Annotated in this window: 18 protein-coding genes and 1 tRNA gene; 4 read left to right on the plus strand and 15 right to left on the minus strand. The window is 67.1% G+C overall.

Features of this window, described 5'->3' with window-relative positions; all coding sequences use genetic code 11:
* Nucleotides 1-122 precede the first annotated feature (122 nt).
* A complete protein-coding gene (locus tag Q0316_RS01065; protein ID WP_298668354.1) occupies nucleotides 123-1589 on the plus strand; it encodes a lipopolysaccharide biosynthesis protein in 1467 nt (488 codons plus the stop codon).
* Between the two features lie 21 nt (nucleotides 1590-1610).
* On the opposite strand, the gene Q0316_RS01070 is transcribed toward Q0316_RS01065, so the two are convergent.
* From Q0316_RS01070 to Q0316_RS01100, 7 genes are all read right to left on the minus strand, one after another.
* Nucleotides 1611-1686, minus strand: a tRNA-Val gene (locus Q0316_RS01070).
* A gap of 44 nt (nucleotides 1687-1730) precedes the next feature.
* A complete protein-coding gene (locus Q0316_RS01075) occupies nucleotides 1731-2675 on the minus strand; it encodes a MarR family winged helix-turn-helix transcriptional regulator (RefSeq protein ID WP_298668357.1) in 945 nt (314 codons plus the stop codon).
* 136 nt (nucleotides 2676-2811) lie between these two features.
* Nucleotides 2812-4278, minus strand: a complete 1467-nt coding sequence (locus tag Q0316_RS01080) for an NAD(P)(+) transhydrogenase (Re/Si-specific) subunit beta (protein ID WP_298668360.1) — start codon at nucleotides 4276-4278, stop codon at nucleotides 2812-2814.
* 101 nt (nucleotides 4279-4379) lie between these two features.
* Nucleotides 4380-4679: an NAD(P) transhydrogenase subunit alpha gene (locus Q0316_RS01085; protein ID WP_298668363.1), complete on the minus strand. Its 300-nt coding sequence runs from the start codon at nucleotides 4677-4679 to the stop codon at nucleotides 4380-4382.
* Between the two features lie 3 nt (nucleotides 4680-4682).
* Nucleotides 4683-5063: a hypothetical protein gene (locus Q0316_RS01090; protein WP_298668366.1), complete on the minus strand. Its 381-nt coding sequence runs from the start codon at nucleotides 5061-5063 to the stop codon at nucleotides 4683-4685.
* Entirely contained in the window at nucleotides 5060-6181 is a 1122-nt protein-coding gene (locus tag Q0316_RS01095; RefSeq protein ID WP_298668369.1) for an NAD(P) transhydrogenase subunit alpha, read from the minus strand. Before Q0316_RS01095 ends, Q0316_RS01090 begins: the two co-directional genes overlap by 4 nt.
* 5 nt (nucleotides 6182-6186) lie before the next feature.
* Complete coding sequence (locus tag Q0316_RS01100; protein WP_298668371.1) at nucleotides 6187-6312, minus strand: aa3-type cytochrome c oxidase subunit IV; 126 nt, start codon at nucleotides 6310-6312, stop codon at nucleotides 6187-6189.
* Between the two features lie 157 nt (nucleotides 6313-6469).
* Between Q0316_RS01100 and Q0316_RS01105 the strand changes: the two genes are divergently transcribed.
* Complete coding sequence (locus tag Q0316_RS01105; protein WP_298668374.1) at nucleotides 6470-7891, plus strand: sigma-54 dependent transcriptional regulator; 1422 nt, start codon at nucleotides 6470-6472, stop codon at nucleotides 7889-7891.
* Nucleotides 7892-7894: 3 nt separating this feature from the next.
* Here Q0316_RS01105 and Q0316_RS01110 read toward each other — a convergent pair whose 3' ends face one another.
* The 6 genes from Q0316_RS01110 to Q0316_RS01135 form a co-directional block, all read right to left on the minus strand.
* Nucleotides 7895-8590, minus strand: a complete 696-nt coding sequence (locus tag Q0316_RS01110; RefSeq protein ID WP_298668377.1) for an HAD family hydrolase — start codon at nucleotides 8588-8590, stop codon at nucleotides 7895-7897.
* A 7-nt stretch (nucleotides 8591-8597) separates the two neighbouring features.
* On the minus strand, nucleotides 8598-9653 hold the full coding sequence (gene folP, locus Q0316_RS01115) for a dihydropteroate synthase (protein ID WP_298668380.1): 1056 nt from the start codon (nucleotides 9651-9653) through the stop codon (nucleotides 8598-8600).
* A 47-nt stretch (nucleotides 9654-9700) separates the two neighbouring features.
* The gene (locus Q0316_RS01120; RefSeq protein WP_298668384.1) at nucleotides 9701-10825 is read right to left on the minus strand and encodes a site-specific DNA-methyltransferase; all 1125 of its coding nucleotides are present in this window, start codon (nucleotides 10823-10825) and stop codon (nucleotides 9701-9703) included.
* Between the two features lie 322 nt (nucleotides 10826-11147).
* A complete protein-coding gene (locus Q0316_RS01125; protein WP_298668387.1) occupies nucleotides 11148-11756 on the minus strand; it encodes a ribonuclease HII in 609 nt (202 codons plus the stop codon).
* Nucleotides 11744-12925, minus strand: coding sequence for a bifunctional hydroxymethylpyrimidine kinase/phosphomethylpyrimidine kinase (gene thiD, locus Q0316_RS01130; RefSeq protein WP_298668390.1), 1182 nt, complete (start codon nucleotides 12923-12925; stop codon nucleotides 11744-11746). Before thiD ends, Q0316_RS01125 begins: the two co-directional genes overlap by 13 nt.
* 7 nt (nucleotides 12926-12932) lie before the next feature.
* Nucleotides 12933-13157, minus strand: coding sequence for a DUF1272 domain-containing protein (locus Q0316_RS01135; RefSeq protein ID WP_298668393.1), 225 nt, complete (start codon nucleotides 13155-13157; stop codon nucleotides 12933-12935).
* 74 nt (nucleotides 13158-13231) lie between these two features.
* Between Q0316_RS01135 and Q0316_RS01140 the strand changes: the two genes are divergently transcribed.
* Nucleotides 13232-14515 carry an amidohydrolase family protein gene (locus tag Q0316_RS01140; protein WP_298668396.1) on the plus strand — a complete coding sequence of 428 codons (1284 nt, stop codon included), beginning with the start codon at nucleotides 13232-13234 and terminating at the stop codon, nucleotides 14513-14515.
* A 40-nt stretch (nucleotides 14516-14555) separates the two neighbouring features.
* Here Q0316_RS01140 and Q0316_RS01145 read toward each other — a convergent pair whose 3' ends face one another.
* Nucleotides 14556-15182 (minus strand): TonB family protein, encoded by a 627-nt coding sequence (locus Q0316_RS01145; RefSeq protein ID WP_298668399.1) that lies wholly within the window; start codon nucleotides 15180-15182, stop codon nucleotides 14556-14558.
* Nucleotides 15183-15287: 105 nt separating this feature from the next.
* Complete coding sequence (glmM, locus tag Q0316_RS01150) at nucleotides 15288-16640, minus strand: phosphoglucosamine mutase (RefSeq protein ID WP_298668402.1); 1353 nt, start codon at nucleotides 16638-16640, stop codon at nucleotides 15288-15290.
* An 82-nt stretch (nucleotides 16641-16722) separates the two neighbouring features.
* Between glmM and Q0316_RS01155 the strand changes: the two genes are divergently transcribed.
* On the plus strand, nucleotides 16723-17985 hold the full coding sequence (locus Q0316_RS01155) for a cation:dicarboxylase symporter family transporter (RefSeq protein ID WP_298668405.1): 1263 nt from the start codon (nucleotides 16723-16725) through the stop codon (nucleotides 17983-17985).
* Nucleotides 17986-18005 lie beyond the last annotated feature (20 nt).

An 18005-nucleotide genomic window follows, 5' to 3' on the forward strand; every position in this document is an offset into this window, starting at 1 on the left:
TTCTATGCCCACCCCACCAAACCGTCAAACACTTTTTGCAATTTTATTTCCTAAAGCAGGAAAAGACCGGAAAACCGTGACTTTAACCCGTTGTGAAGGGCGCCCCGGCTAAGCGCGGCACGATGGACGCGACCACCCACCAACCGAATCAACCGACAGAATCGCTCGCAAAGCAGGTGCGCAACGCCGTGATCTGGCGATCGGGAAGCCAGATCCTCGCCCAGTTGGTGCAATGGGCCGCGACCTTCCTCGTGATTCGGATTCTGAGCCCGCACGATTACGGCCTTTACGCGATGACCAGCGTGGTGCTGGTGTTCCTCAACATGCTCAACGGCTATGGGCTGGCGAGCGGGCTGGTGCAGCGGCAGGCGATCACGCGACATGAGGTCCGCCAATTGTTCGGTATGCTGATCGCGCTCAACCTCACGCTGGCGCTCGTGCAGCTCGCGCTCGCGCCGGTCGCGGCGAGCTATTACCGCCAGCCCGAGGTGGCGACGCTGCTGCGCGTGCAGAGCCTGCTCTATATCGCCACCCCGTTCATCGCGCTCCCATACGCGCTGCTCAGCCGCGAAATGGATTTCCGGCGCCAGGCGAAGGTCAATATGATCGCCTCGATGGTCAGCGCGAGCACCGCGCTGGGCGGGGCGCTCGCCGGGCTCGGCGTATGGACGCTGGTGTTCGCGCCGATGGCGCTGTTCTTCACCCGCGCGATCGGCATGACGATCGCCGCGCGCGCGCTGGTGTGGCCGTCGTTCGATTTTCGCGGCGCCGGCGGGCTGGCCCGGTTCGGCGGGGTGATGGCGGCGAGCCAGTTGTTCTGGTTCCTCCAGAGCCAGGCGGATGTGTTCATCGCCGGGCGGCATTTCACGCCGCACATGCTGGGCATCTATACCACCAGCCTGTTCCTGACGCAGATCTTCGTCTCGAAGTTCGTGCCGCCGCTGAACGAAGTGGCGTTTTCCGCTTATGCCCGCATCCAGCACGATGCAGACGCCACCGCCGCCGCGTTCCTCAAGGCGGTGCGCATCATCATGCTGGTCGCGCTGCCCTTTTATTTCGGGCTGGCGACCACCGCCGAGCCACTGGTGCTGACGATGCTGGGTGACAAATGGGCCGAGGCGATCCCGGTGGTGCGCCTGCTGGCCTGCGCGATGCCGTTCATGACATTGCAGGTGCTGTTCAGCCCGGCGTGCGACGCGCTGGGGCGACCGGGGATCGGCGTGCGCAATGGCGCGACCGGGGCACTGATCCTTGCCACCGCCTTTCTGATCGCGGTGCGCTGGGATGCGATCGGGCTTGGATGGGCGTGGATCGGCGCTTATCCGATCTATCTGGGCTTCACCTGCTGGCGCTCCCTGCCGGTGATCGGCGCGAGCTTCCCGCGCATGGCGGCGGCGATCGCGCCGCCACTCGCCGCGGCCTCGGCGATGGCGGCGGGGGTGCTGCTGGTCGATGCGCAATTGCCGCCGCTCGCTCCCCTATTTCATCTGGCGGTGCTGGTCGCGGTGGGGGCGGGGATCTACGGCGCCACGCTGCTGACGTTCGCGCGCGGCACGATCATGGAACTGGTGGCGCTGATCCGGCACTGAATCGCGTGCCGAACGACAAAATGGTGGGCGGTGACGGGCTCGAACCGCCGACCCTCTCGGTGTAAACGAGATGCTCTACCAACTGAGCTAACCGCCCTTGCGATGACGCCGATGGCAGAGGGCGCGCGATATCGCAAGCGTTCAGACGAGCGGCAGTGCCATCGCCCGCGCCATACCGACATAGGCGCGCATCCCGTCGAGCGCGGTTCTCGTCAATCCCATGAACGCGCGGCGGCGATCGAACGGATCGGCGCGACGCTCGAACAGCCCTGCGTCGCTCATCCGCCCGATCCAGCGCAGCGCGGTGGTCGGCGGCACGGCGGCGGCAATGCACAAGCTCGATACCGACACTTCCGCGCGCTCCAGATGGGCGGCGAACAGATCGAGCATCATGTCCCACGCCGGATCCTCGAACAGCCCCTTGCCGAATTGCTTGTCGCGCAGCCGACGCGCCCGGATGACCTGGCGGATTTCGACCGGATCAATCGCGATCGGCTCCTCGGCGCGTGCGGCAAACGAGGCGCGCCCGTCCGCGACCGAATCGCGCGGATCGCCGACCGGCTCCTGCGGACGGCTGAGCCGGGCGAGCACATCGGCGATCCGCGCCACTTCCGCGTTGAGCCGGGAAAGCCGCGCCGCCTCGCTCTCGGCGACATGATCGTGCATCGTCGCGCCGTTTAGCGCACGCCACACCGCAACCGTGGCGGCCCAGTCGCCCGGCTCCGGATCGCACAGCAATTCGACGCGGCGACCGATCAGCCCCGCGCCGGCGATATCAATCTGTTCGCGCGTCACCCCGGCGACAATCGCGAGATCGCGCCCGGTGGCGATGCCGTCGATCCGGTAGAGTGTCGCCGCGAGCCGTTCGTCATCCACGTCGCGCGCATCGAGCAGGAGCAGCGGCGCGGTGGCGGTCGCTTCGAGGTGATCCGGCGCTTCGGCCCATCCCACGCTGGCGAGCACCCGGCCACCCGCCACCGTCACCGCATCACGCAGCGGGCATTCGTGGGAGAATCGCGGCGTGGCGACGATCAGCGCATCGAACCGTGCCTGGCTTTCGGCGGCTGGTATCATCTCGTGGAACATTCCGGGCTCCGATCAGCAACGACCGGCGGCAAATTACGCAAACAACCGAAACGGTGCAGCGCGTTCATCTCCGTTTCGGATCGTTGGCACCCATGCAGGGCGAGCGTCGATCCGAAATGGATGTATCGCCCGACCATCAATCGAGCGACTTGACGATTTCCTCGACCATCTTCTTCGCGTCGGCGAGCAGCATCATCGTATTGTCCATATAGAAAACGTCGTTGTCGACGCCGGCATAGCCGACCCCGCCCATCGAACGCTTCACGAACAGCACCGTCTTCGCCTTCTCCACGTCGAGCACGGGCATCCCGTAGATCGGCGAGGTCTTGTCGGTCTTGGCCGCCGGATTGGTCACGTCGTTGGCGCCGATCACGAAGGCCACGTCGGCCTGCGCGAACTCGGAGTTGATATCCTCCAGTTCGAACACCTCGTCATATGGCACGTTCGCTTCGGCGAGCAGCACGTTCATATGGCCGGGCATCCGCCCTGCGACCGGATGGATGGCATATTTGACGCGGACGCCATGCTCCTTGAGCTTGTCTCCCATTTCGCGCAGCACGTGCTGCGCCTGCGCCACCGCCATGCCATAACCGGGAACGATGATGACCTGTTCGGCCTGGCTCATCAGGAACGCCGCGTCCTCCGCCGATCCGCGCTTCCACGGCCGATCGGCCTTGGCCGCCCCGCCGCTCGTCACCGCCTCCGCGCCGAACCCGCCGGCGATCACGCTGATGAAGCTGCGGTTCATCGCGCGGCACATGATGTAGCTGAGGATCGCGCCCGACGAGCCGACCAGCGCGCCGGTGATAATCATCGCCGTATTGTGCAGCGTGAAGCCCATCGCCGCCGCCGCCCAGCCCGAATAGCTGTTGAGCATCGACACCACCACCGGCATGTCCGCGCCGCCGATCGGGATGATGAGCAGGAAGCCGATCGCGAAGCTGAGCGCCGTCACCGTCCAGAACACCCAAGGCGCCTGATCCTGCGTGAAATAGGCGATCAGGATGAGGATGCCGACCAGCACGCCGAGGTTCAGCACATGCCGCGCGGGCAGCAGGATCGGCGCGCCGCTCATATTGCCGTTCAATTTGGCGAAGGCGATCACCGAGCCGGAGAAGGTGATCGCGCCGATCGCGACGCCGAGCCCCATCTCGATCCGGCTGACCGTCAATATCTGCCCCGCCGCATCGACTATGCCAAACGCGGTCGGGTTAAGATAAGCGGCGGCGGCGACCAGCACCGCGGCCATGCCGACGAGGCTGTGAAACGCGGCGACGAGCTGCGGCATCGCCGTCATCGCGATCTTGCGCGCGGTGACAAGGCCGATGGCGCCGCCGATGCCGATCGCGGCGAGGATTTCGAGCAGGGCGACCGGATCGAGATCGAGCCCGGCAACCGCCTTGTGCTCCCCGATCTCCAGCGACGCGCCCAGCCCATGCGTCACCAGCGTCGTCACCACCGCCAGCCCCATGCCGATCATGCCGAAACGGTTGCCGCGCTGGCTCGATGTCGGGCTGGAAAGCCCGCGCAGCGCGAGGATGAAGCACACGCCGGCAATCAGATAGGCCAGTGCCGCCCAGGGATTCACCGCGACGTGTTCCATTCCATTCCCCCTAAACCTCACCCGGCAGGCACCGGGACTTTCTTATCGCAAGCGCGCGCCTGCGGCACACGATCCCGGCTTTCGCCGGGACGATGCCGGCGTCAGTGCCGGTTCGCTGCCGGCCGATCCTTCTTCTTGTACATCGCGAGCATACGCGCGGTGACCGCGAAGCCGCCGAAGATGTTGACGCTCGCCAGCGCCACCGCGATCAGCCCGAGCCATTTCGAGCTGGCGCTGCCCGCTGCCGCCGAGGCGATCAGCGCACCGACGATGATGACCGAGGAGATCGCGTTGGTCACCGCCATCAGCGGCGTGTGCAGTGCGGGTGTGACCGACCACACCACATAATAACCGACGAAGCACGCCAGCACGAAGATCGACAGGATCGAGATAAAGTCCACGGCTCAGCCCCCCACCTTGCGCGCTGCCCGCGCGACGATATCCGCCGCGCAGCGCGCGATCTGCGCCTCGCGGCACGACCCGTTGAACGATCCGAGCCGGCGCGACGACAAATTGCTGCCCGGCTCGACCAGATCGACCATGTAATCGAAACGGTCGCCCTTTTCGGTGACGTTGCCGAGAATGACCAGCGACAGCCCCGCCCGGTCATCGCCATCCGCCGGGCGCAGGCGCTTCGCCTCCCCCAGGCTTGCGATCAGCGCATCCGACAATCGCTGCGTCAGCGCGGCATCGCCGGTGGCGCGCACGTCCACCGCCCGGCGCTCCGCCGGCTGCGGCACGGCAGCCGCGAGCAGCGCGGCGGCGGTCGCCAGCACAAGGCTCACCCCAAAAGCCTCGCGTTCACCACCTTGCCATCGCGGGTCAACCGGATCGCATCGCCGATCTCCTCGTCGAGGATCGGGCGGCCCTGCTCCTTGTCCCAGAAGGCGGAGAGGAAATTGTAGAGATTGCGCGCGAACAGCGCGGAGGCGTCGGCCGCGAGCCGCGACGGCACGTTGCGATGCCCAACGATCTTCACGCCATGCCGCTCGACCACCTGACCGGCGACCGAACCCTCGACATTGCCGCCCTGCTCCACCGCGAGATCGACGATCACGCTGCCGGGCCGCATCGAGGCGATCTGCGCATCCGAAATCAGCCGGGGCGCCGCGCGACCGGGGATCAGCGCGGTGGTGATGACGATATCCTGTTTGGCGATGTGCGATGATACCAGTTCGGCCTGCGCCTTCTGATATTCCGCCGACATCTCGGTGGCATAGCCGCCCGATCCTTCGCCCTCGATCCCGGCGACATTCTCGACGAAGACCGGCTTGGCGCCGAGCGACTGGATCTGCTCCTTCGTCGCCGAGCGCACGTCGGTCGCCGAAACCTGCGCGCCAAGCCGCCGCGCGGTGGCGATCGCCTGAAGCCCCGCGACGCCCACGCCCATGACGAAACATTTCGCGGCGGAGATCGTCCCCGCCGCCGTCATCATCATCGGGAAAGCGCGGCCATATTCCCCCGCCGCGTCCAGCACCGCCTTATAGCCGGACAGATTCGACTGCGACGACAGGATATCCATTGATTGCGCGCGGGTGATGCGCGGCATGAATTCCATCGCCAGCGCCTCGATACCGGCAGCGGCATAGGTATCGACGCGCGCGCGCTCGCCGAACGGGTTGAGCCCGGCAGCGAGCCAGACGCCCGGCTTCACGCCGGCCAGCGTCGCCGGATCGGGGCCTTGCACGCCAAGCAGGATATCGGCGCCGGCGATGACAGCCGCGCGATCGCCCAGCGTCGCGCCGGCATCGGCATAGCCCTGATCGGCGACATCGGCGGCGCTTCCCGCGCCATGCTCGACCGCGACATCCGCGCCGAGCGCGATGAACTTGCGGACCGTTTCCGGCGTGGCGGCAACGCGCCTTTCGCCATCCACGGTTTCCTTAAGGACGGCGATCTTCATGCGGATCAGCGATGGATCAGCCAGATGACCAGGGCTACGATCACTATCGCGCCAACGCTTCCCCACTTGAGCAGATTCATAACGCCTGCATAAGTCGCGACATGCGCTTTCATTCCGGACTTATCGGCCATTGCGTCCTCCCGCTCCCCTGATTCGTCCTGCTCCTTATCGACGCTTAGGCCGGGCCTCAAGCCCGGTGGCCGTCACGCGCCGGTGCTTAAGCGAGCTTTTACCCATCCGGGCTATCTGCCGATTCCGTCCCCGCCGTATCGGAATGGAACAAAAAGAATGACGCGCAACGGGCAACGGCTGCTGATGCTGATCGACGATGATCCCGGCCGGCGCCGGCTGGTCGCGGCGCTCGCCGCGCGCGGCGGCTGGCGCACCGTGTTCGCGGATGATGCGGAAATGGCCATCGCGACGCTTGGCACCCAGGATGGGATGCAGCTCGACGCTGTGGTGCTCGATCACCATGGCGAGGACGATGGCGCGGGCACGCTGATCGGGGAATTGCGTGGCCGTCGCCCGGCGCTGCCGGTGCTGGTCGCCGCCACCGACGGATCGGTTTCCCATGCCGTCGCCGCGATGCGCGCCGGCGCGACCGACTTTCTGGTCAAGCCGCTTGCGCCGGAACGGCTGCTCGCCGCGCTGGAGGCGGCGGTGGCGGGGACGGAGGCTGGCGAATTGCGCCCGCTGACCGAAAAAATCCCGGCGATGCTGGGCTTCGACGAGATCGTCGGCTCGGCGCCCGATTTCCGCGCCGCGCTGGCGATCGCGGCCAAAGCGGCGCGCGCGCGCGTGGCGGTGCTGATCGACGGCGAAAGCGGGGTGGGCAAGGAAGTGGTGGCGGAGGCGATCCACGCCGCCTCGCCGCGCGGGCGAAAGCCGATGATTACGGTCGATTGCGGCGCCATCTCCGCCAATCTCATCGAAAGCGAGCTGTTCGGGCACGAGCGCGGCGCCTTTACCGGGGCGTTCGAGCGCAAGGTGGGCAAGTTCGTCGACGCCGATGGCGGCACGATCTTCCTCGACGAGATCGGCGAGATGCCGCTCGATGCGCAGGTGCAGTTGCTGCGCGTGCTGCAATCCGGCGAACTCCAGCCGATCGGCGCACGCCATGCCCGCGAAGTCGATGTGCGGGTGATCGTTGCGACCAACAAGAACCTGGGCGAGGAGGTGGAGGCCGGGCGCTTCCGCGAGGATCTCTATTACCGGCTCAATGTCGTGCAGGTGACGATCCCGCCGCTGCGCAATCGCGTCGGCGACATTCCCGCGCTGGCCCGTCACTTGCTCGCGCGCATCGCCCGCCAGCCGGGGCTGCGCCAGCTCGGCATTACCGACGACGCGCTTGCGCTGCTGGTCGAATATGACTGGCCGGGCAACGTCCGCCAGCTCCAGAACGCATTGTTCCGCGCGGCGGTATTATGCGACGGCGACGCCCTGACCCGCGGTGACTTTCCGCAGATCGCCGCGCTCGCGGCGCGCCGCGATGCCGTGCCAAGCACGCAGCGGATGGCGCCATCGGGCGGGGTGACATTGTTCAGCGCGGATGGCCATCTGCGCCCGCTGGAGGAGATCGAGGCGGATGTGATCCGGCTGGCGATCGGCCATTATCGCGGGCGGATGACCGAGGTGGCGCGCCGGCTCGGCATCGGCCGATCGACGCTCTATCGCAAGCTGGTGGAACTGGGCATCGACAACGCGGCTTAGGCGCTAGCCAAGTCCGTCGATCCAGCCCGGCAGATCGGCGAGCCGCGCCAGCGTCGCGAAACGCGCCCGGTCTTCGGGCGGTGCCGCGGCTTCGTGCGCCCATCCTCCGGGCTGCGGGATGAAGGCCGCCCAGGCGCCGGCGGCGAGCGCGGGCAATACATCCGATCGCATCGAATCGCCCGCCATCACGCATCGTTCCGGCCGTGCGCCGTGGCGTTCGAACAGGCGGCTGAAGGTTTCGGGCGTCTTTTCGCTGACGATCTCGATCGCGGAGAAGCGGTTGCCCAGCCCGGAGGCCGCGAGCTTCATTTCCTGATGCAGCAGATCGCCCTTGGTCACCAGCACCAGCCGCCCACGATCGGCAAGTTCCGCCAGCGTATCCTCGATCCCGTCGAACAATTCCACCGGGTGACCCAGCAAGGCGCGCCCGGCGGCGAGAATCTCGCGCACCGCGGACAGCGGCAATGCATCGCCCCCCAGTTCAAGCGCCGCCTCGACCATCGACAGCGTGAAGGCCTTGGCGCCATAGCCATAGAGCGCGAGGTTGCGCCGCTCGACCGCCGCCAGCGTCGCGCGGGCGATCCCGGCTTCAGCGAAGGGGGCGAGCATCGCGACCAGCGCCTCCTCCGCCACGGCGAAGAAGCGCATGTTGTGCCACAGCGTGTCATCGGCATCGAGGCAGATGAGATCGACGGGCATCGCGCGTTCAGCCAACCAGCGCCCGATCGCGCAAGCCCCGCCAGACACGCAGCGCCTGCACGGTTTCGGCGACATCATGGACGCGCAATATCTGCGCTCCGGCGTCCGCGCCCTTGATCGCCAGCGCGATCGAGCCGCCCAGCCGCTCATCCACCGGCGCCTCGCCGGACAAGGCGCCGATCATCCGCTTGCGGCTCACCCCCAGCATGATCGGGCAGCCAAGCCCGTGGAACAGCGCGAGGTGATTGATGAGCGCCAGATTGTCGGCGAGCGATTTGCCGAAGCCGATGCCCGGATCGACGATGATGCGCCCGCGATCGACCCCGGCGCCTACCGCCGCTTCGACGCGCGCCTCCAGCCAATCGAACACCTCACCCACCACATCGGCGTATCCGCTGCCGCCATGCGGGCCGGCCTTTGGGTCCGGCGAGTGCATCAGGATTACCGGGCAACCCGCACGCGCCACGACATCCGCCGAGCGTTCGTCCCACAACAGCGCCGACACATCGTTGACGATCCGCGCGCCGGCGGCGAGCGCCGCCTCCATCACCGCGGCCTTGCGCGTGTCGATCGAAACGAGCGCGCCCGCCGCCGCCAGCCGCTGCGCCACCGGCGCAACGCGCTTCGCCTCATCGCCTTCCCACACCAGCGGCGCGCCGGGGCGGGTCGATTCGCCGCCAAGGTCGATCAGCGCGGCGCCGGCGGCGAGCATGTCGATGCCCGCCGCCGTCGCGCCCGCCGGGTCGTCGGCATAAGCGCCGCCATCCGAGAAACTGTCCGGGGTGACATTCAGGATTCCCGCGACGAGCGGCTGATCGAACCGCAACACCCGCTCGCCCAGCGTCAATGCGGGGCGCGGCATGGTGATGCGTTCGTGGAGCAACTGCGCGCGCGCGCCGAATGCAGCGATATCGCTGACCGGCGCGACATAACGCGCCGCACCGTCGCGCACCTCATAGGCGCCGAACCACAGCATCCCCCCGGCAAGCCGCGCGACGCTGCCCTCCGGCAGCCCGACCGGCGTATCGACGAAATGAATCGGGCGAATCTGGAGGCTGCTCACGTCATGTCACCCCGAACCTGTCGTCGACATGATGCCCGATAGCGATCTTATATCTGTGTCGCGAGCAGATAGGTTTGCCGCAATGCGTCGATCGGCTTGAGTTGACCGTCGGCCTCATAATGCCAGAACGTCCAGCCGTTGCACGCTGGCGCCTTCTGCAATGTCGCGCCAAGCTTGTGGATCGAGCCGATCGTGCCGCAATCGCTCGCCAGGCTACCGTCCGCGCGCACCGTGGCGCGGAAGCGGCGCCTGGCGTCGGTGACGATGCTGCCCGCCGGAAGCATGGCGTTTTCCACCAGCACGCCGAACGCCACCTTGGCCTGCTGGCGCGGGGACTGCATCGTCGAAAGCGCGGATTCGTCGAGCGGCAGCGCATCGGTGATGCGCTCGATCGCCGCCGCGCAATAGCCCGGCTCGCGCTCGATCCCGATCCAGCGGCGCCCGAGGCGCTTCGCCACCGCGCCCGTCGTGCCGGTGCCGAAGAACGGATCGAGCACCACGTCGCCCGGCTTGGTGCAGGCGAGCAGCAGGCGATAGAGCAACGCCTCCGGCTTCTGCGTCGGATGGACCTTCTGCCCATTTTTCTTCAGCCGCTCGCCACCACCACAGATCGGGAATTCCCAATCCGATCGCATCTGAAGCTCGTCGTTGAGCGTCTTCATGCTGCGATAGTTGAAGGTATATTTCGCTTTCTCGCCCTTTGACGCCCAGATCAGCGTTTCATGCGCGTTGGTGAAGCGCGTGCCGCGGAAGTTCGGCATCGGATTGGCCTTGCGCCAGATGATGTCGTTGAGGATCCAGTAACCCAGATCCTGCACCGCCGTGCCGACGCGGAAGATGTTGTGATAGCTGCCGATCACCCAGATCGTGCCGTTATCCTTCAGGATGCGGTGCGCCTCCTTGAGCCAGGCGCGGGTGAACGCGTCATAGGCGGCGAAGGTGTCGAACTTGTCCCAATCGTCGGTCACCGCGTCGACATGGCTGCCGTCGGGCCGGAACAACTCGCCGCCGAGCTGCAGATTATAGGGCGGATCGGCGAAGATCATGTCCACCGACTTTGCCGGCAGCGTCTTCATCGTCGCGATGCAATCCCCCATGAGGATCTGGTCGAGCGGCAGAACCGCTTCCTCGGCGCGCTCGCGCTTCGCCGCAACCTTCTCGATAACCCCCATGCGTACCCCCTTAATGAAGCGCCAGAAGCGCGAAGGAGATGGAATCCGTCAAGCGTTCAATGGTTAACGCAATCCGTTTCCAATTCGTTAACGAGGCGGAACATTTCGAGGCCACGGGCAGATGTAGAGTCTCGCCCGACTCGCTTGACTCAATATCTCGCGGTGTGACGCGAAAGACTCAATCGCGCGCGGGACCGTGAAAAATTGTCGAACCGCCGCCCGATGAGCGCCGATCCGGCGTTCCGACGCCTCTCGCGTGATTCGGCGGCCATCCCGAATCAATCAGCGCGGCGCATGATTCACCGCCACGCCGCCACGCGCGCTACAACGCCAGTGCCGCCTGCGCGACGGGGGCGAAGCTGCGGCGGTGGAGTGGTGTCGGGCCGTGTTCACGCAGCGCGCTCAGATGCGCGGCGCTGCCATAGCCCTTGTTCGAGGCCCAGCCGTAATGCGGCCAGGTTTCGTGATGCCGGATCATGATCGCGTCGCGCGTGTGCTTGGCGATGATCGAGGCGGCACCGATCGACAGCGACAGCGCATCGCCGCCAACCAAAGCGGTGGCGGCATAATCCCAGCGCGGCAGACGATTGCCGTCGACCAGCACGTGCCCCGGCGCGTGGCCGAGTTGCGCGGCCACCGCGTCCACCGCGAGGGTCATCGCCTTCATCGTCGCCCAAAGGATGTTGAGCGTATCGATCTCCTCCGCCTCGATCACCCCCACCCCGACGATCGCGCAATCGCTGATCCGCGCGAACAGCGCCGCGCGCGCGGTGGCGGACAGCCTTTTCGAATCGTCGATCCCGCGCGGCACGCCCTTTGCCGGCAACACCACCGCGGCGGCGACCACCGGCCCGGCGAGCGGCCCGCGCCCGGCTTCATCCACCCCGGCCACGGGGGACGGATAGCGGCGTTCATGCGTCAATCCGGGCACGGCAGGCGCCACGGCGGGAAGCGGCGATTCTCGCCCGCCGTATAGAGACACAATGGGTTGCCGGCGGGATCGGCGAGCCGCGCCTCGCGCCAGCCCCACGGCTGGTCGATCGGCTCCGCGACCGTGATACCGCGCGCGCGGGCGGCGGCAACGGTGGCATCCATGTCCGCCACTTCGAGGAAGACGATCGCCCGATGCCCGATCTCGCCCGCCGCTTCGATCGACAATGTCGTGCCCCCTGCGCTCTCGAACCGCGCATAACGCGCTTCGCTGTCCACGATCGGCACCAGCCCAAGCGCGCGGTAGAAGGCGAGGCTCGCCGCATGATCGGTGGCGGGCAATGTGATCTGGTTTGGCAGCATCCCGCCCAGATCCGCATCGAGCCGCACCCGCTGGTGCCCCATCGGGCCATGCCCCGCGCCGAACCCCGGCGCCTCGCGCAGCGCGATACGCACGAACAGCCGCGCGCGGGAGATCGCGTCCGGCAGCGTCATTCCCCGCCCCAGCCCCTCGGCGATGGCGCTGGCAAGCGTGCAGCCCGTGCCATGGCTATGCTTCGTGTCGATGCGCGGTGCGGACCAGCACGCGATCTCGCCATCACGTCCAACCAGCCGATCGACGATCGTGTCGCCCTCGGCGTGCCCCCCCTTCACCAGCACCGCCACGCCGCTCGCCCGCGCATATTCGGTCGCCGCCATCGCCGCCGCGTCATGCGACGACACATCGCCCCCGGTCAGCGCCGCCAGTTCGGGCAGGTTGGGCGTAATCACCGTGGCGCGCCGCGCCAGCCGCGCCATCCCCGCGATCGTCCGCTCATCCGCCAGCACGGAGCCGCTCGTCGCCACCATCACGGGATCGAACACGATCGGCACGCCATAGCACCCGGACGACAATTCATCGACGATCGCATCCACCGTCTCGCCGCCGCCCAGCATCCCGATCTTTACGGCATCCACGCCGATATCCCCGGCAACGCACGCCATCTGCCCCACGACGAACGCGGGCGGCACCGCATGGACCGCCTCCACCCCCAGCGTGTTTTGCGCGGTGAGCGCCGTGATCGCGGTCATCGGATGGCCGCCGAGCATCGTCACGGTGCGGATATCCGCCTGAATGCCGGCGCCGCCGCCCGAATCGGAACCGGCGACGATCAGGACGCGCGGGGTCATTTCCGGCTCAGCCCTTGAAATGGCGCCTGGTGGAGGCGGGGTGCTTCCTCAGCGCGTCGCCGACCCGCGCCGGGCGATCGAGCAACTCCCCGCCGCAATTCGGGCAATGCTCGTCAAGCCGATCCGCGCAATCCGCGCAGAAAGTGCATTCGAACGAACAGATGAAGGCGCCGCCCTCGTCGGCGGGCAAATCGACGCCGCAGCGTTCGCAATCGGGGCGCATCTCTAGCATGAAGGCGTCATAGTGCCGGATAGACGCCGGTGGAAGCGGCGCGACGCCGGTTCGACGAAAAGGGGAGACGGGAAATGGGGTGGATCGCGATCGCAGCGGCAACGCTCGCCGCCGGGGCGCTATCCTGCGCGGCGCAAGCCGAGACGCGCTATGTCCATGCCGGGCGGCTGATCGACACCGAGCACGGCAAGGTGCTGGAGGATCAGCGGATCGACATCGTCGATGGCCGCGTGGTCGCGGTCGCGCGCTGGTCCCCGCCGCCCGCCGGAGCGACGGTGATCGACTGGTCGGCGCTTACCGTGCTTCCCGGCCTGATCGACAGCCACACCCATGTCGCCGATGGCTATGCCGACAGCAGCGACCCGGCGGAGGCGCTCCACCATTCCGCCGCCGCGACGATCCTTAAAGGCGCACGCCGCGCACGCGAAACGCTGGAGGCCGGGTTCACCACGATCCGCGACGTTGGCGTGTTCCGCGGCCTTTCCGATGTCGCGCTGCGCGATGCGATCGAGAGCGGCGACGTGGTGGGGCCGCGCATGGTGGTGGCCGGCGCCTATGTCACCATCCCCAATGGCGGCGGCGCGGTGACCGGCGCGGCGCCCGACGTGGCGGTGCCGGCGGACATGCGCCTGGGCTATGTCCGCTCCGCCGACGATGCGCGCAACGCCGCCGATCTGCTGCTCGGGCGCGGCGCCGATTTCATCAAGCTGATCGCAACCGGCGCGGTGCTGGCGGTCGGCTCGACGCCGGGCGCGCTGGAACTGACGCCGGAGGAAATGAAGGCCGCCTGTGATGCGGCGAAACGGCGCGGCAGCTATTGCATCGCCCACGCCCATGGCGCGGAGGGCATCAAGGCGGCGATCCGCGCCGGGGCGCGCTCGATCGAACACGCCAGCCTGATCGACGACGAGGGGCTGCGCATGGCGAAGGACGCTGGCGTGTGGCTCGATATGGATATCTTCGACGGCGACTGGATCGACGCGGAAGGGACGAAAAACGGCTGGCCGACCGAATATCTCCAGAAGAACCGCGATACCACCGAGGCGCAGCGCCAGGGCTTCGCCAAGGCGGTGAAGATGGGCGTGAAGCTTTCCTTCGGCACGGATGCCGGTGCCTATCCCCACGGCATCAACGCGCGGCAATTCGCCTATATGGTGCGCTATGGCATGACCGCGATGCAGGCGATCCAGTCCGCCACCATCGTCTCCGCCGCGCTGCTGGGCAGGAGTGCGGATATCGGCGCGCTGTCACCGGGCCATTATGCCGATATGGTGGCGGTGGCCGGCGATCCATTGAGTGATGTGCGCGTGCTGGAGAAAGTGGCGCATGTGATGAAGGGGGGCGAGGTGGTGCTATAGCGGGCGCACTTCAAGCGAGGCGAGCGGAAGACGATTGCGATCACGGCGTCTGCGGTTGAACGACCAGCCTCACCGCCACCGATCGCACCGCCTCGGGCGTAACAGTCGCCGTCATGCTCTTCGGCGCGGAAATGGTCAGTTGCTGCCGGATTTGCTGACAGGCGATTTGATCCGCCGCATCGCTGCCGCTTGATTGCAGGATATCGCACGAACCGGCGTGACCGGTCGCGTCGAAGATCACCTTGGCCCGGACCGGCGACTGATAGCCGGCCGGAACACGGGAGACCTTCAGATCGAAACCGATTGTCGTGCTGGAAAAGTACGGGTCCGCTCCCCAGGCGACGGCGGTGCGAAATCCTGCGGATACCGGCTGATGGTTTCCGTCCGTCGCGGGATCGAATTTCGCCCGCGCCTTGAACAGCGCGCACGTCCGCTTGTCGAGCAGGTTCGATCCGCTGGTCTCGGTCACATCGCAGGACGTGACTTTTCCTTCCGTCGAAACACTCAGCGCGATGGACACGATACCATATTCGTCATGCTGCAACGCGGTCTGGGGATAATCCTGAAGGGTGATGACCGCAGCGGCATTGCGGAGGCGAGGTGGCTGCACCTCTCCCGCAATCGCCCCCGTCTGCGTAGCGGCAAGCATCAATATGGCGAACATCATTGCCCCCCGGATCGCGAGCCGCGATGATGACACAGAAGCCAAGGCGCGGCAAAATCAAAGCAAGCGCGCGATATCGGCCCGAGAAGCGCGAACAACCGCTTGAATCTACACCGCCGCCCGCACCGCCTCGCACACCCGGTCCACCACGGCCTCCACCTGCGCGCGATCATCGCCCTCGGCCATCACGCGGATCACCGGCTCGGTGCCCGAGGCTCGGATGACGAGGCGACCGCGACCGTCGAGTTCGGCCTCCGCCGCCGCGATCGCCTGCTTCACGGAGGGCGCCTCCAGCGGCTTTGCGCCGCGATCGAAGCGGACGTTCTTCAATAATTGCGGCAGCGGATCGAAGCGATGGAGCACCTCGCTCGCGGGCGCGCCCGAACGCTGCACCTCGGCGAGTATCTGTAGTGCTGCGACCAGCCCGTCGCCGGTGGTGCCGTAATCCGACAGGATGATATGGCCGGATTGCTCGCCGCCGACATTGTATCCGCGCGCGCGCATCGCCTCCAGCACATAACGGTCGCCCACCCCGGTGCGGATCAGCCCCAACCCCTGCGCGGCGAGGTGGCGCTCCAGCCCGAGGTTCGACATGATCGTCGCGACCAGCCCGCCGCCAGCGAGCCGCCCGCGCCGCGCATAGGCGGTGGCGATGATCGCCATGAGCTGATCGCCGTCCACCACCGCCCCGGTTTCATCGACCACGATCAGCCGGTCCGCATCGCCATCGAGCGCGATGCCGATCGCCGCCCCGCTTGCCACGACGGTTTCGGAAAGCGTCTGCGGCGCGGTCGAGCCGACGCCATCGTTGATGTTGCGGCCATTGGGGGTGACGCCGATCGCCACGACCTCCGCCCCCAATTCCCACAATGCGGCGGGCGCGACCTGATAGGCGGCGCCGTTGGCGCAATCGACCACCACCTTCATCCCGTCGAGCCTCAAATCATCGGGGAAGGTGGATTTGGCGAAATGGATATAGCGCCCCTGCGCGTCGTCGATCCGCCGCGCGCGGCCGATCTGCGGCGCGGGCGCGAGCGAAACCGCCCCGCTATCCACGCCGTCGATCAGCGCCTCTATCTCCATTTCCGCCTCGTCGGACAGTTTATACCCGTCCGGGCCGAACAATTTGATCCCGTTGTCGGCAAACGGATTGTGGCTGGCGGAGATCATCACGCCCAGATCGGCGCGCATCGACTGGGTGAGCATCGCCACCGCCGGGGTGGGCATCGGCCCGGTCATCACCACATCCATGCCGACGCTGGTGAACCCCGCGACCAGCGCGGATTCAAGCATATAGCCGGAAAGCCGCGTGTCCTTGCCGATCAGCACGCGGTGGCGGTGTTCGCCGCGCTGGAAATAGGTGCCGGCGGCCATGCCGACCTTCATCGCCATCGCCGCCGTCATCGGCGACATATTGGTGAGGCCGCGAATCCCGTCGGTGCCGAAATATTTTCTTGCCATCGCCTGCGTCCGCTTCCTCTATTCGCGCGCTGCGCTCGGCTGATAGCGTCGCGGAATCAAAAGGGCGAGCCAAAGGAACCGCATGTCGCCATCCTCACGCATTCTGCTGGCGCTGATCGCCGGCATCGTCGGCGGCATCGCGATCGCCGGCTTCGCGCCGCAGGCGGTCGATCCGGTCGCGGCGGTGGCCGGGCCGATCGGGCAGGCATGGCTCAACGGCCTGCAGATGACGATCGTGCCGCTGGTCTTCTCGCTGCTCGTCACCGGGATCGCCGCGACGGCGGAGGCGGCGCAGGCCGGGCGGCTCGCGGGGCGCGCCGTGGGGCTTTACCTGATCGTGATGGCCTCCTCGGCGATCGCCGCCGCGTTCCTCACGCCGCTGTTCCTTGATATCGCGCCGCTGCCGATCGAATCCGCCGCCGCGTTGCGCCATGCGCTGGCCGGCGCCGAGACCGTGCCGCCCGTCCCTCCGGTCGGCGATTTCCTCGCCGGCATCATTCCGGCCAACGCGCTGAGGGCATCCGCCGACAGCAATTTCCTGTCGATGATCGTCTTCGCGCTGATCTTCGCCTTCGCGCTGATGCGGATCGAGCCGCGATTGCGCGATCTGCTCACGCGCTTCTTCTCGGCGATCCGCGATACGATGCTGGTGGTGATCGGCTGGGTGCTGTGGATCGGCCCGCTCGGCGTGTTCGCGCTGGCGCTGGTGGTGGGCGCGAAGGCCGGGAGCGGGGCGTTCCACGCGCTCGTCCACTATATCCTCACCGTCTCGGCGGTGGGGTTCACGGTGTCGCTGCTCGCCTATCCGCTGGCGGTGATCGGCGGGCGGGTCGGCCTCGGCCAGTATATCCGCGCGGGATTGCCGGCGCAGGCGGTGGCGATCTCGACGCAATCCTCGCTCGCCTCGCTGCCGGCGATGCTGGCGAGTTCGCGCGCGATGGGCGTGCCGGTGGCGACCGCCGGCGTCACGCTGCCGCTCGCCGTCGCGATTCTGCGGGCGACCGGGCCGGCGATGAACTTCGCGGTGGCGATCTATGTCGCGACCTGGTTCGGCGTGCAGCTCCATCCCGCGACGCTGGCGGCGGGCGCGCTGGTGGCGATGCTCACCTCGCTCGGATCGGTGAGCCTGCCGGGCACGGTGAGCTTCGTCGGCGCGATTTCCCCGGTCTGCGCCACGCTTGGCGCGCCGGTCGCGCCGCTCGGGCTGCTCGTCGCGGTGGAGACGATCCCCGATATCATGCGCACGCTGGGCAATGTGATGTGGGATCTCGCCACCACCGTCACGCTGGCGCGCGGCCAGCGCGTGATCGAGGACGAGGCCGATGCGATCGTGGAACAGATGTGAGGCGTCGCGGATTATTGACA

Source organism: uncultured Sphingomonas sp. (genome assembly GCF_937871615.1).
GTDB lineage: Bacteria > Pseudomonadota > Alphaproteobacteria > Sphingomonadales > Sphingomonadaceae > Sphingomonas.

Excerpts from the sequence above, each read along its gene's own strand:
- Q0316_RS01065 (WP_298668354.1), top strand. The coding sequence starts at position 123 with ATGGACGCGACCACCCACCAACCGAATCAACCGACAGAATCGCTCGCA.
- Q0316_RS01075 (WP_298668357.1), bottom strand. The coding sequence starts at position 2,675 with ATGTTCCACGAGATGATACCAGCCGCCGAAAGCCAGGCACGGTTCGAT.
- Q0316_RS01080 (WP_298668360.1), bottom strand. The coding sequence starts at position 4,278 with ATGGAACACGTCGCGGTGAATCCCTGGGCGGCACTGGCCTATCTGATT.
- Q0316_RS01095 (WP_298668369.1), bottom strand. The coding sequence starts at position 6,181 with ATGAAGATCGCCGTCCTTAAGGAAACCGTGGATGGCGAAAGGCGCGTT.
- Q0316_RS01100 (WP_298668371.1), bottom strand. The coding sequence starts at position 6,312 with ATGGCCGATAAGTCCGGAATGAAAGCGCATGTCGCGACTTATGCAGGC.
- Q0316_RS01105 (WP_298668374.1), top strand. The coding sequence starts at position 6,470 with ATGACGCGCAACGGGCAACGGCTGCTGATGCTGATCGACGATGATCCC.
- Q0316_RS01110 (WP_298668377.1), bottom strand. The coding sequence starts at position 8,590 with ATGCCCGTCGATCTCATCTGCCTCGATGCCGATGACACGCTGTGGCAC.
- Q0316_RS01120 (WP_298668384.1), bottom strand. The coding sequence starts at position 10,825 with ATGGGGGTTATCGAGAAGGTTGCGGCGAAGCGCGAGCGCGCCGAGGAA.
- thiD (WP_298668390.1), bottom strand. The coding sequence starts at position 12,925 with ATGACCCCGCGCGTCCTGATCGTCGCCGGTTCCGATTCGGGCGGCGGC.
- Q0316_RS01135 (WP_298668393.1), bottom strand. The coding sequence starts at position 13,157 with ATGCTAGAGATGCGCCCCGATTGCGAACGCTGCGGCGTCGATTTGCCC.
- Q0316_RS01140 (WP_298668396.1), top strand. The coding sequence starts at position 13,232 with ATGGGGTGGATCGCGATCGCAGCGGCAACGCTCGCCGCCGGGGCGCTA.
- Q0316_RS01145 (WP_298668399.1), bottom strand. The coding sequence starts at position 15,182 with ATGATGTTCGCCATATTGATGCTTGCCGCTACGCAGACGGGGGCGATT.
- glmM (WP_298668402.1), bottom strand. The coding sequence starts at position 16,640 with ATGGCAAGAAAATATTTCGGCACCGACGGGATTCGCGGCCTCACCAAT.
- Q0316_RS01155 (WP_298668405.1), top strand. The coding sequence starts at position 16,723 with ATGTCGCCATCCTCACGCATTCTGCTGGCGCTGATCGCCGGCATCGTC.